This window comes from Phytopseudomonas argentinensis (genome assembly GCF_900113905.1).
Classification (GTDB): domain Bacteria; phylum Pseudomonadota; class Gammaproteobacteria; order Pseudomonadales; family Pseudomonadaceae; genus Aquipseudomonas; species Aquipseudomonas argentinensis.
Map to the genome: position 1 here is coordinate 1,818,428 of NZ_FORC01000001.1, position 12,118 is coordinate 1,830,545.

At 58.2% G+C, this 12,118-nt stretch carries 11 protein-coding genes; 6 read left to right on the forward strand and 5 right to left on the reverse strand.

The window, feature by feature from the left end:
• Nucleotides 1–54: 54 nt before the first annotated feature.
• Nucleotides 55–942, reverse strand: coding sequence for a LysR family transcriptional regulator (locus tag BM154_RS08235; protein ID WP_074882162.1), 888 nt, complete (start codon nt 940–942; stop codon nt 55–57).
• An 86-nt stretch (nt 943–1,028) separates the two neighbouring features.
• Between BM154_RS08235 and BM154_RS08240 the strand changes: the two genes are divergently transcribed.
• The 4 genes from BM154_RS08240 to BM154_RS08255 all read left to right on the forward strand — a co-directional run bounded on the left by BM154_RS08240 (nt 1,029) and on the right by BM154_RS08255 (nt 4,444).
• Complete coding sequence (locus BM154_RS08240) at nt 1,029–1,361, forward strand: DMT family transporter (RefSeq protein WP_074882164.1); 333 nt, start codon at nt 1,029–1,031, stop codon at nt 1,359–1,361.
• Nucleotides 1,362–1,400: 39 nt separating this feature from the next.
• A complete protein-coding gene (locus BM154_RS08245) occupies nt 1,401–2,576 on the forward strand; it encodes an NAD(P)/FAD-dependent oxidoreductase (protein ID WP_074882166.1) in 1,176 nt (391 codons plus the stop codon).
• The gene (locus tag BM154_RS08250) at nt 2,576–3,409 is read left to right on the forward strand and encodes an aldo/keto reductase (RefSeq protein WP_074882168.1); all 834 of its coding nucleotides are present in this window, start codon (nt 2,576–2,578) and stop codon (nt 3,407–3,409) included. Before BM154_RS08245 ends, BM154_RS08250 begins: the two co-directional genes overlap by 1 nt.
• 69 nt (nt 3,410–3,478) lie before the next feature.
• Entirely contained in the window at nt 3,479–4,444 is a 966-nt protein-coding gene (locus BM154_RS08255; RefSeq protein WP_074882170.1) for a metal ABC transporter ATPase, read from the forward strand.
• A 57-nt stretch (nt 4,445–4,501) separates the two neighbouring features.
• On the opposite strand, the gene hldE is transcribed toward BM154_RS08255, so the two are convergent.
• Complete coding sequence (gene hldE / locus BM154_RS08260; RefSeq protein WP_074882172.1) at nt 4,502–5,923, reverse strand: bifunctional D-glycero-beta-D-manno-heptose-7-phosphate kinase/D-glycero-beta-D-manno-heptose 1-phosphate adenylyltransferase HldE; 1,422 nt, start codon at nt 5,921–5,923, stop codon at nt 4,502–4,504.
• A 163-nt stretch (nt 5,924–6,086) separates the two neighbouring features.
• On the opposite strand from hldE, the gene BM154_RS08265 reads away from it, so the two are divergent.
• Nucleotides 6,087–6,746, forward strand: a complete 660-nt coding sequence (locus tag BM154_RS08265) for a BUD32 family EKC/KEOPS complex subunit (RefSeq protein ID WP_074882174.1) — start codon at nt 6,087–6,089, stop codon at nt 6,744–6,746.
• Nucleotides 6,747–6,796: 50 nt separating this feature from the next.
• On the opposite strand, the gene msbA is transcribed toward BM154_RS08265, so the two are convergent.
• Nucleotides 6,797–8,644, reverse strand: a complete 1,848-nt coding sequence (msbA, locus tag BM154_RS08270; protein ID WP_074882446.1) for a lipid A export permease/ATP-binding protein MsbA — start codon at nt 8,642–8,644, stop codon at nt 6,797–6,799.
• A gap of 280 nt (nt 8,645–8,924) precedes the next feature.
• Here msbA and BM154_RS08275 point away from each other — a divergent pair, with 280 nt between their 5' ends.
• Nucleotides 8,925–9,917, forward strand: a complete 993-nt coding sequence (locus BM154_RS08275; protein WP_074882176.1) for a polysaccharide pyruvyl transferase family protein — start codon at nt 8,925–8,927, stop codon at nt 9,915–9,917.
• On the opposite strand, the gene BM154_RS08280 is transcribed toward BM154_RS08275, so the two are convergent.
• The gene (locus BM154_RS08280) at nt 9,877–11,037 is read right to left on the reverse strand and encodes a hypothetical protein (protein WP_139225402.1); all 1,161 of its coding nucleotides are present in this window, start codon (nt 11,035–11,037) and stop codon (nt 9,877–9,879) included. The genes BM154_RS08275 and BM154_RS08280 overlap by 41 nt on opposite strands.
• A 165-nt stretch (nt 11,038–11,202) precedes the next feature.
• Nucleotides 11,203–12,117, reverse strand: a complete 915-nt coding sequence (locus BM154_RS08285; RefSeq protein ID WP_074882180.1) for a glycosyltransferase family 2 protein — start codon at nt 12,115–12,117, stop codon at nt 11,203–11,205.
• Nucleotide 12,118 lies beyond the last annotated feature (1 nt).

The following is a 12,118-nucleotide window of genomic DNA, read 5'->3' on the forward strand; positions in this document are numbered from 1 at the left end:
GGCGAAGCTTAGGGTTGCCAGCGAACCAGCACAAGTCGCGCCATGGACCGGCGCTCATGCCTTTAGCACCTGCAAGCGCTCGGCCAGCGAGCCGGCCAACCATTGGGCGGCCGGCCCCAGCGCTTCATCGCGGCGAAATACCAGCTCCAGCGGCAGGGGTGGCGCGATCCAGTCGCTACGTAGTTCCACCAGGTGCCCTTGATACGTCGGATACTGCGCCACATGCCGCGGCAGGCAGGCCCAACCCAGGTTGCGCATCAGCAGCTCGGCCATCGAATAGAAGCTGTCCGCATGCCAGGCCGATGGGCTGATCCGTTCGTTGCCCGGGTACTGGGTATCCTGCAGGCTGATCAGCAGTTGCCGGTGGCGCGCCAGCTCACGGCGCCCGACCGCGCCGGCCTGGGCCAGCGGATGGCCGGCCCCACACACCATGACCATTTCCACCATGCCCAGGCGCCGCCGTTCGAGCTCCACCGGCATGCCTTCGTGGTGAAACAGCAGGCCGAGGTCGGCGCGTCGCTCGATAAGCCGCCGCGCCACCACGCCTTGCCCGCCACTGGTCATCTGCACCTCCACACCGGGAAAGGCGCGCGCCAGGCCCTCCAGGCTGTCGAGCACAGGCGGCAGCGGCAAGGCCTCGTCCTGGGCGAGCCGCAGGCAGGCTTCTTCGCCCTGGGCCAGGCCGAGCGCCCGCCCCTCCAGCCGCTCGCACTGGCGCAGCAGCTCGCGGGCTTCTTCCAACAAGGCCAGCCCGGCGTCGGTCAAGCGGGGCTGGCGGCCGCTGCTGCGCTCGAACAGGCGCACCCCAAGATCGTCCTCCAGAGCCGCCACCGCCGTGCTGACCGCGGACTGCACGCGACCCAGCCGCCGCGCCACGGCCGAAAACGAATTGCCCTCGGCGACCGCGACGAAGACTTCCAACTGCTCGAGATTCCAGCGCACAACCTATCTCCCATATAGATAGGTAATGAGTTTACCTAACAGCAGGCAACGGTAAAATTGCAGACTTGTTAAGAGGAGTGCTGCCGATGAATGGTTATCTCTATCTCGCACTGGCGATCGCCGCCGAAGTGATCGCAACCACCTCCATGAAGGCTGTCGACGGACTCAACAAACCCCTGCCGCTCTTGCTGGTGATCGCGGGCTACAGCATCGCCTTTTGGATGCTGATTCTGGTCGTACGCACCATTCCAGTGGGCATCGCCTACGCCATCTGGGCCGGCCTGGGGATCGTGCTGGTCAGCATCGCGGCGATGTTCGTCTACGACCAGAAACCGGATCTGCCCGCCGTGCTGGGCATGGGCCTGATCGTCAGCGGCGTAGTGGTGATCCAGCTGTTCTCCCGCGTCACCGGCCACTGAGCGTTATACTGCGCACCTGTTTTTCCGAGAGGCGCCCGCATGTCCCAAACTCTGAGCACAGACGTCCTGATTGTTGGCGGCGGCGTCGCCGGCCTATGGCTGAACGCGCGACTGCGCGCCAAGGGCTACGCCACGCTGCTGGTGGAGCGTGAAAGCCTGGGCGGCGGTCAGAGCGTCAAGTCCCAGGGCATCATCCACGGCGGCGCCAAGTATGCCCTGCATGGCGCCCTCAGCGGCGCTTCGGAAGCCATCGCGGATATGCCACGGCGCTGGCGCGAAGCCCTGGATGGCAGCGGCGAGCTGGATCTGTCCGGGGTGCGCCTGCTTTCTGATGCTCACTACCTGTGGTCGCCCGGCACCCTGGCCGGCAACCTGACCAGCTTCTTCGCCAGCAAGGCCGTGCGCGGCCGCGTTGACCAGGTAAAAGGCGAGCAGCTGCCGCCCGCCCTGCAAAACCCGAAATTCAAAGGCAAGGTCTACCGCCTGGCCGAACTGGTGGTTGACGTGCCAAGCCTGATCGCCCGCCTGGCCGAGCTTGCCGGTGACAGCCTGCTGGCTGCCGACGACATTCAACCGCTGCACGACAATGATGGCCAACTGGTCGGCCTGCGCGTCGACGGTCGCGAGATCCGCGCCCAACGCATCGTGCTCAGCGCCGGCCGCGGCAATGCCGACCTGCTGGCCAGCCTCGACGTTCCTCAACCGGCCCAGCAGCTTCGCCCGCTGCATATGGTGATGGTCAAGGGCCCGAGTCTGAAGCCGCTTTACGCCCATTGCCTGGGCGGGGGGCCAAAGCCGCGGGTCACTGTCACCAGCCACCCGAGCGCCGATGGTGAGTGGGTCTGGTATCTGGGTGGCGACCTGGCCGAAGCCGACGGCGTGGCGCGCGACGAGGCCGCGCAGATCGACGCGGCGCGCAAGGAGCTCAGCCAGTTGCTGCCATGGATCGACTTGTCCACAGCCCAGTGGGCGACCTTGCGGGTCGAGCGTGCGGAGCCCGCGCAAAGCGGCTTTGTGCGCCCCGACAATGCCTTTATCAGCGACCAGGGCGCCCTGCTGGTCGGCTGGCCGACCAAGCTGGCCCTGGCGCCGGACTTCGCCGATCGCGTGCTGAGCCATCTCGAGCGCGACGGCATTCGCCCAGCGGCTCACCCTGCCCTGCCCGAACTGCCGCGCCCGGTCATCGGCCGCACTGCGTGGGAGACGGCGTTCTGATGCGTGATCTGCACAGCCTTCGTCGTCCGCTGGGCTCCACCGGCCTGAGCGTTTCCCCGCTCGGCCTGGGCACCGTCAAGCTGGGCCGCGATCAGGGCGTCAAGTACCCCAACGGCTTCACCATCCCCGATGACCAGCAGGCCCTGCAGCTGCTCGGCCTGGCTCGAGAGCTGGGCATCAACCTGCTCGACACCGCGCCCGCTTACGGCAGCAGCGAACAGCGCCTCGGCCCGCTGCTGCGTGGCCAGCGCCAGGACTGGGTAATCGTCAGCAAGGTCGGCGAGGAGTTCGACAACGGCCTGTCGCACTTCGACTTTTCCGCCGCACACACTCGCCGCTCGGTGGAGCGCAGCCTGAAACGTCTGGAAACGGACTATATCGACCTCGTCCTGGTGCATTCCAATGGTGACGACCTGTCGATTCTCCGCGACGAAGCCGTCTACGAGACCCTCGCCGAACTCAAGCAGGCCGGGCTGATCCGCGGTTTTGGCTTTTCCGGCAAGACCGTCGATGGCGGCCTGCTGGCCCTCGAACGCGGCGATTGCGCCATGGTCACTTACAATCTTGGCGAGCAGCAGGAGCGTCCGGTATTGGACTATGCTGCCAGGCACGCCAAAGGCGTCCTGATCAAGAAAGCCCTGGCCAGCGGTCACGTCTGCCTGGACAGCGGTGTCGACCCGGTACGCGCCAGCTTCGAGCTGATCTTCGGCCATCCCGGGGTAGGCAGCGCCATAGTCGGCACCATCAACCCGCTGCACCTGGCACACAACGTGGCCGTGGCTGCCGAGGTTATTGGCGGCACTAAAAGCGGTAACAGAGGATCAGCAGACTGATGAACAGGCGTGCCGGGCACGCCGTTAATGCCGCCCAGGCGGCCGACCCCGACGCAAGAAGGAGCCGACATGCCGCGCATCATTTCCCGCAAGGACCCTGCCACCTTCAAGACCTTGCCGCTGTACGTGGAGGCCACACCTGACGGCCTCGCCTACCAGAGCCTCGGCCGCCCACTGAATTTCAGCGAAATGCTCGAACGGCGCAAACCCGTCGAGCTCCCCGACAGCCAGCGCTTCGCGGTGGAACTGGCCAACCTCGGCGTATCGGTGCGCCTGACCCTGAACTGGCAGGGCCGCGAATACTGGCTGCTGGTACGTCAGCGCCGGCTTGATCGCGGCGACGTGGTGCTCAAGCTGATCTCCGGCTACGTGCCGGCCCACGAACTCAACCTGCCACTGCTGACCGCCATCCAGGAAGTGGCCGAAGAGTGCCTGCTGGAAACCAGCGAAGGCTGGCTGTACGGCCGCTTCGGCGACACCTGGCTGCCGGCGCCCTACGAGGGCACACTCAAGTACCGTGAAGATATCCACTTCAGGCTCAGCCCGCTTTCCGGCGCCGCCCGCCCGGTGCAGTGCGGCAACTTGACCTTGCTGGAACGCCCGCGGGCTTACGTGCATGCTCCGACCGCCTCGCTGCAGCTGGTCTACGACTTGCGCCTGGATCTACCCAAGGAAGCCAGGCAGCCCAGCCTGCTGCACGTCGACGAGCAACTGGAGAACGGCAAGCTGATCGCCCGCCTGGATCATAGCCGCCCGGATCTCTACCTGATTCCGCTGGAAGGGGGCCGGCCCACCGCCGAGCTGTTGACCCTGCGCCAGGGTCAGCTGGTAGCGGCCAGCACTCGCGGCCTGTGGCTGGCGGAAAGTTTCGCCGCCCAGGACGGCTGGCTGGTGCGCGATGAGCGCATTCGCTGGAATGACTGGCTGGCGTTGCAGAACCTGACGCCGAAAGCCGAAAAGCCCGAGGGCATTGCCTTCAGCAACGCCCCTGCGCACTCGCCTCAGGTTCGCCTGGATACAGCAACCGCGGTCTGATCGCAGCGTGCGCCACAAAGCAGAACCCCGCCAAGTGGCGGGGTTCTGTTGGTGCGATCAGCGACTGCGAATCTTCTCCACGATGGCCGTGGTCGAGCTGTTCTCGACCAGCCCCAGCACCCGCACCTCACCGCCATAGGCCAGCACGATGTCGGCGCCGACCACCTGGTCGATGCCGTAGTCACCGCCCTTGACCAGCACATCGGGCTGCACCTGCTTGAGCAGGCGCTCGGGCGTGTCTTCGCTGAAGCTCACCACCCAGTCCACGGCGCCGAGGCCGGCCAGCACCGCCATACGGCGATCCACGGCATTGATCGGCCGGCCCGGGCCTTTGAGGCGGCTCACCGAAGCGTCGTCATTGATCGCCACGATCAAACGGTCGCCTTGCGCGCGCGCCTGTTCGAGGTAGGTCACGTGGCCGGCATGCAGGATGTCAAAGCAGCCATTGGTGAAGACGATCTTCTCGCCATGGGCGCGGGCATCCTCGGTGGCCAGCAGCAATTGTTCCAGGCTCAGCACACCACGCTCCGAGCCCTCTTCACGCTGCACGGCGCGGCGCAGTTCAGGCGTACTGATGGCTGCCGTACCCAGCTTGCCCACCACGATACCGGCCGCCAGGTTGGCCAGCGCCACCGCCTGGGGCAGATCCTCGCCTGCGGCAATGGAGGCGGCCAGGGTGGAGATCACCGTATCTCCTGCACCGGTCACGTCGAACACCTCGCGCGCCCGGGCCGGCAGGTGCAGGGGAGCGTGATCGGGTCGCAGCAGCGTCATGCCGTGTTCACCACGGGTAACCAGCAAGGCGCCCAGATCAAGTTCGCGCATCAAGCGCGCACCGCGACTGACCAGCTCGGCTTCATCCTCGCAACGACCAACGATCAGCTCGAATTCACTGAGGTTCGGGGTGATCAGGCTGGCACCCCGGTAGATGGAGAAATCCTTGCCTTTCGGGTCGGCCAGCACCGGAATACCACGGGCCCGGGCCGCCTTGATCAGCACCTGATGGTTCTGCAGGGCCCCTTTGCCGTAATCGGACAGCACCAGCACCTTGACCTGATCGAGCAGTTGCTCGACCTGCCTTGCCAAGGCATCGGCGTCAGTGTGGAACGGCTCTTCGAAATCCATGCGCAGCAGCTGCTGGTGGCGGCTCATGACCCGCAGCTTGACGATGGTCGGCTGATTTTCGATGCGCTGGAAATAGGTCTTCACGCCAATGGCTTCGAGGCTCTGCTGCAGGCTCTGCGCGGCCTCGTCTTCACCCGTGACGCCAACCAGTACGGCTGGCGCGCCGAGGGCGGCGATATTCAGCGCGACATTGGCCGCACCGCCGGGGCGATCCTCGATCTGCTCGACCTTGACCACTGGCACCGGAGCCTCGGGCGATATACGCGAGGTAGCGCCGTGCCAATACCGATCGAGCATGACATCACCCACCACCAAAACGGGTGCCTGATCGAAACGGGGCATGGATAACTTCATGCAGAAACTCCGGAATTGCTAAGCGCTAAAAAATAAACAGGATTTTAGCACAGCAATACCTTAAGCCCGACTCGCTGACTGGCGAGCCGATCATGCTCTATACGTAGCAGGAACATCGGTTAAACTTCGCTAGTTGTCCCATATCAATATGACGTAGACCCTGATGCCACAATTGAGCAATGAGCAATTTTCCGCCCTCCGCCGGCACGCCGAGGTTATTGAGGCTGATCGCTACGGGGAGAAGGTGCTTAAACTGGCTGACGGTAGTTTTCTCAAATTGTTTCGTCGGAAGAGGCTGCTATCGTCGGCTACGCTGGTATCGCATGCCAGACGCTTTGCAAGCAATACTAGGGATCTGAAACGGCGGCATATCGCCTGCCCGGAAATCATTGACATCTATCGCATCCCGAACATCGAACGCACTGCCGTTCATTACTGGCCTCTACCTGGCAACACGTTGCGTCAGTTGCTAGCCTTGCCATGCGAGACGCACTCCAAGCTTGCCCATAATCTGGGGATCTTGATCGCAGAACTGCATAACAAAGGTGTGTATTTCCGCTCACTGCATCTTGGAAATGTGGTCCAAGGCGAAGAGGGCCAGTTGGGCTTAATTGATATTTCTGACATGGTCTGTAGTAGCACTCCGCTCGGCCGCCTGAAGCGCTCACGTAATTTTCAGCACCTATTCCGTTACGAGCGAGATGTGGACAAGTTACGGCCTTACAGGAATGAGTTCATAGAGGGCTATGTCGCGAATCTGCCCGACAAGGTGAGTGATCACTTTCGCAAACACCTTTCCAGACTCTTCGAGCAGATCACGTAATAGGTGGCCGCCCCGCCCTAGCCATCAAAAAAGCCGGCACTCTCAGCCGTTCAGCTCGCTCTAGGATCGGATGCGCCTTTCTGGACGCCCTGTACACCCTCAACAGCTTCACACTGCTCATCCAAGCCCATTGCATGCAGTCGTGCATAGTAGCCATTGGCTGCCAGTAGCGTCTCATGGGTACCACGCTCGACAATGCGGCCTTGATCCATGACCAGAATCAGGTCGGCCTTTTCAATAGTGGAAAGCCGGTGAGCAATGACCACCGTGGTACGACCCTCCATGACCTTATCCAAAGCGCTCTGGATATAACGTTCCGACTCGGTATCCAACGCCGAGGTAGCCTCATCCAGAATCAGCAGCGGCGCACTCTTAAGCAATGCGCGGGCAATTGCCAGGCGCTGGCGTTGCCCCCCGGATAGCATCACGCCGTTTTCGCCAACCACCGTATCGAAGCCCTGTGGCAAACGCTCGATGAACTCGCTGGCATAAGCTGAACGGGCAGCCTGCTCGACCTGCTCACGTGGCACATGGCGCAAATCGCCATAGGCAATATTGTTCAACACGGTATCGTTGAACAGCGACACCTGCTGAGTTACCAGAGCAATATGTTTGCGTAGGTTCTCGATGCGATAATCCTCGATGGGCGAGCCATCGAGCAGAATCTGTCCCTGGTCATGTTGATAGAAACGTGGAATCAGATTGGCAAGGGTTGATTTACCACTGCCGGAGCGCCCCACCAGGGCTACCATCTGGCCAGGCTCGACGCTAAAGCTGATATCGTCCAGCACCACTCTATCAGTGCCTGGGTAAACAAAACTCAGGCCGCGAATATCCAGTGCCCCACGCACATTGTCTTTCTCGACCGTACCAGTATCCGGCTCAGGCGTTTCATCGAGTTGCTCGAAAATGCTCTCGGCACCTGCCAGGCCTTTCTGGATGGTCGAGCTGACCTCGGAAAGCTGGCGAATTGGTTTGGGCAGCAAACCCGCGGCAGTAATATAGGCCACCAAATCGCCGACGCTGGCATCACCACGTAGGAATAGCACCAAGAACATCAGAAAAGCCATGGCGGCGTAATTGACGAACTGCAGCGAAGGGGTATAGATCGCACTGGTTCGAGTCATACGCAACTGCTTGCGTGTACTGTCCTCGCTCGCGTCGTGGAAACGCTCACGCTCATAGCGCTCGCCACCGAAGCTGCGTACCACGCGGTAGTTCTGAATAGTTTCCGAAGACACATGGGTCAGCTCGCCCATGGCGCCCTGGATCTTGCGGCTCTGACTGCGAAATTTCTTGCTGGCGCTTTTAACCATCAGGGCTATCAATGGCAAAATCGCCACCATCACCATGGTTAGCTTCCAGTTCATCCACAACAGGTAACCAAACAGGAAAACCACCGTAAGGCCCTCTCGCACCATTACCTTCAAGGCATCCGTGGCAGCACCGGTCACCGAGCCGACGTTATAGGTGATCCTTGAAATAAGGTAACCGGAGGAGTGGCTATCGAAGTACCGATTGGGCAAGGTCAGCAGGTTGTTGAAGAGCGCGATGCGTAAATCCTGTACCAGTCCGAGCGAGACCCTAGCCAGGTAGTAGCCTCCCAGGAACGAGCCGAGACCTTGCCAGACAGTGATTAGTAACAGCGCCAGGGGCACGCCATAGAGCAGCTGCATACTGCCCAGCAAGGGCAGGTCGACCAAAGCGGCTTCAGGACTGGCCAATCCATCGACGAAATATTTGAGCAGCCCGGCCAACATCGGCTGGGTCGAGGCGAAGATGATGTAGCCAATCATGCTGATGCCGAACATGAACCAATAGCGCCGCATATACCCCAACAAACGCATATACAGCTTGAAACTAGAAAAAGCCTGGGGACGGTTCAAGGCGTCAGGCATTACGTAGTACCCATCATCGAGATTGAGAGCGGCGAATACTAACATATCGATCCCCCCGGCGCCGCGGCAACCGGCCTGCAGCTGCGCCAACCTGAGCGCTAGCCCGGTCACGCTTAGAGTTTTGCAAGAACGGGAGTGCGCTTGTCGAACGGTTGCCACTATACAGTCAGTTAGTCGCACCTATTTTGAGATAGCCTGGTGGCAATGCCGGTATACTGCCTGCGACGCCCCACCGTACACTCCTTGATCATTCGGGGCTTGCAAAGCAGCGGAGCCATTGATGAAAAGTGTTTTCTTTGAAGGGATTAACAATATAGGTGATGAGCTAAATAGATATATATGGCCTCATCTCTTCAAGCCCCAAGAGGACGATATTTCCTTGATGGCAATAGGCACTCTCTTGGACAGAAACTTCTCTGCTCAATTGAATACCAGCCGCCACATCGTGGTTTTTGGCACAGGCGCTGGCTATGGAACACCGCCAGAGCCAGATGAACGCTGGCACTTTTATGGCGTGAGAGGACTGAAAACGTGCCAGGCAATGGGACTAGACCATCGCTTGGCCGCTACAGATGCAGCTTACACAATGGCTACTCTGGATTGGTCTGCGATCAAGCCAGAGACTCCGAAGGATATTGTGGTCATCCCACATCATGCCTCATTGAACTACATCGACTGGGAAACGATCTGTTCACATGCAGGCTTGAAATACCTACCGCCCACGATATCGCCAGTCGCGTTCTTCAGCACACTTGCCAACGCACGCCTAGTGATTGCAGAAGCCATGCATGGCGCGATCCTTGCGGATATTATGCGCACTCCATGGATATCGTTTGAGTACGGCCAGCAATTTCTGGGTAGCAAGTGGCAGGATTGGCTGGGTATGTTCGATATGACAGTTGCGCCAAACCGGGCACCGGCATTTTATGACCCAATGTTTTATAACCAAGACAAGAGTACGCTGTTTCACAAGAATAGGCTGCTCAAATCGAAACTGGCACACTATGGAATAGGTAAAGCCAAATGGAGGACAGCCATGCTGCCGCATGCCACAACTAGCAAGGCTGGTGACGGGCTAATTGAATTTCTTCAGATGCTGAGTACACAAGATGGTCATCTAAGCAACGCAACGGCTTTTGATAACCGCGTGTCAGATCTGTATGAGCGCTTTCATCGCCTCGCGCGCGACTGGAACCTCACGCTCCTGCGTTCTCAACTTGATGGGCACCCTCTCAAGCTGTTCCAGCAGCACGGCTTTGTTGCACCTCAATAGCAGCCATGAGTGTCGGAAACCAAAAATACATCCAGAACGCTTGATGAGGGGTGGAGAAGACTCCACCTGTCGTAGTGATCAACGACCCCCAACCTACCATTGCTACTAACAGCCATTTACTGCGTACTTTCATAGCAAGGAAGAAAATTATGCCTAAAAACAGCAAGAACAATGCAGCACCGACTAGGCCGGCCTCATAAAATATACTGACGTAAGCGCTGTGCGCGTGCGCCCACTGCCCTAGAAACTCATAGCCATCATCCCCACAGCCCAGCCAAAGACCACAGACATCGACGACCCTAACCATCGCGTCTTCCCATATTTGTGGTCGGTAGCTCAGGCCTCGCGCAAGAACCGCCTCCCTGAAGCCGTCAACAAGTAACAGGCCGATACCCGCCAGCACAGCTCCGAAGACCAGTACATAGGCGCGCTTAAAGACAACATATAAAAAAACAAATAGTGCAAATCCGACAAGTGCAGAGCGCGCCTGAAAAACCGTTGCACACACCATCCCTAGCAATAGCAGCGCCACAAAACCGCTCACATGAATCCATTTCCCTCGCGCTTGCAAATGTTCATCCAAGAAAAAAACCCATAAAAACACCATACTCATCATCATCAGCGTAGCGGTATAAACAGGGTTGACTGCATACCCTAGCAACAAATTACTGCGCCCCCAAATGCCCGTGGACAACCCCGTCGCAGCCCAACTGAAGATTGCAGTAAAGAGCAAGACGACATTAGCACCCGACACACCCAATATTGGCAGTCTGACCCCCAGAACATGGCGCTCCTCAAGCATCAACAAGAACAACCAAAAAAGGACCAAATACAAAAAGACTTTTATATCTTTCAGTTCATGGCTGACTGCTAACACCAGCATGAAAAGCGGTAGTAGAAACCAAAGATATTGGCGTATAGCCCTGTACAAGCGCGCTCTATCGCGAATGGCCCAGATAAACCCAGGCACAGCGACAACAAGATAGAAAATATTATTTATGGACTTGGACGATACAGGAAAATACAAAATCAATCCGTAAGCAACGAATCCTAGCATGATCAATTTCATAAAAAATGACAGGCTCGCTATTTTATTCGCACCTAAAAACTCAGTATTCAAGAATAGCCCTCTCGCTAATTTCGTATTGAAAATAATCCAGGCAGTTACAACTTACACTCGACTACCCGCCTGACTTAAAGCAATTTACAATCATCAAGTCGCCACGATCAATAACCACATCATAAAGCTATGTTGCTCTGCACAACTAACGTTTGCGCCGCACCTTTAGCCACCTTCATTGATAGAAGTATTACGCTTTTTGAAAATCAAATGTCTTACTCGCTTAAGCAGCTGCCGATCCCATAGCCTAAGCGGAACCTGACGCAATAGATCCCAAGCATATGTTTTGTCGTCGGTGACCGCTGTGCGCAACGCCTTGGTAATCAGCCGTGCCTTAGCGGATGGGTAAGCTGGATGATCACGGTAGGCCTCGATCACCCTCATGCCATAGCTGTACTCTGATTTATACTGCTTTGACAAACTGTCTGGATGTTTACGATAGAGCGTTACCACCTCGGGCAGCACATCCACATAGAACCCAGCATGGGCAATCTTGAGCGTCATCTGGAAGTCTTGGACCTTAATCGTAGGATCGTAGCCCCCCACAGCTTTCATGGCGTCATGGCGGTAGATTGCGATGTTACCGCCGATGACCAGCGCAGCGGCTAATGCCTCTTGGAAATCATAGCGGCGCACCAATCGCTTCTTATCTTTCTTAGGCAATACTGTTCCCTGTTCGTCGATCCGTACCGCTACTCCCCCTAGACACCCTACCTCTGGATGCCCTTGAAGATAGGTGGCTTGTAGTGACAACCGGCCGGCGGGCATAACATCATCAGCATCGAAGGTTGCTACGAAAACCCCGCGAGCTAATGCTAATCCAGCATTTAAAGCGGCACTGACGCCTTGATTCTCCTGCCTTATGAATTCAACTCGTTTTACCTTGCTCGATTGACGATATGCGTGGAGAACCTTCGTGATGATCTCGACACTGTTATCACGAGAGCCATCGTCAATAACAATTAATTCGAAATTCCCATAATCTTGCTCTAGCACGCTGATCAAAGCGTCGCCCACGTAGGCTGCATAATTGTAGCAAGGCAAAACTACCGATATGAGCGGTTGATCTACAGAGGTCATT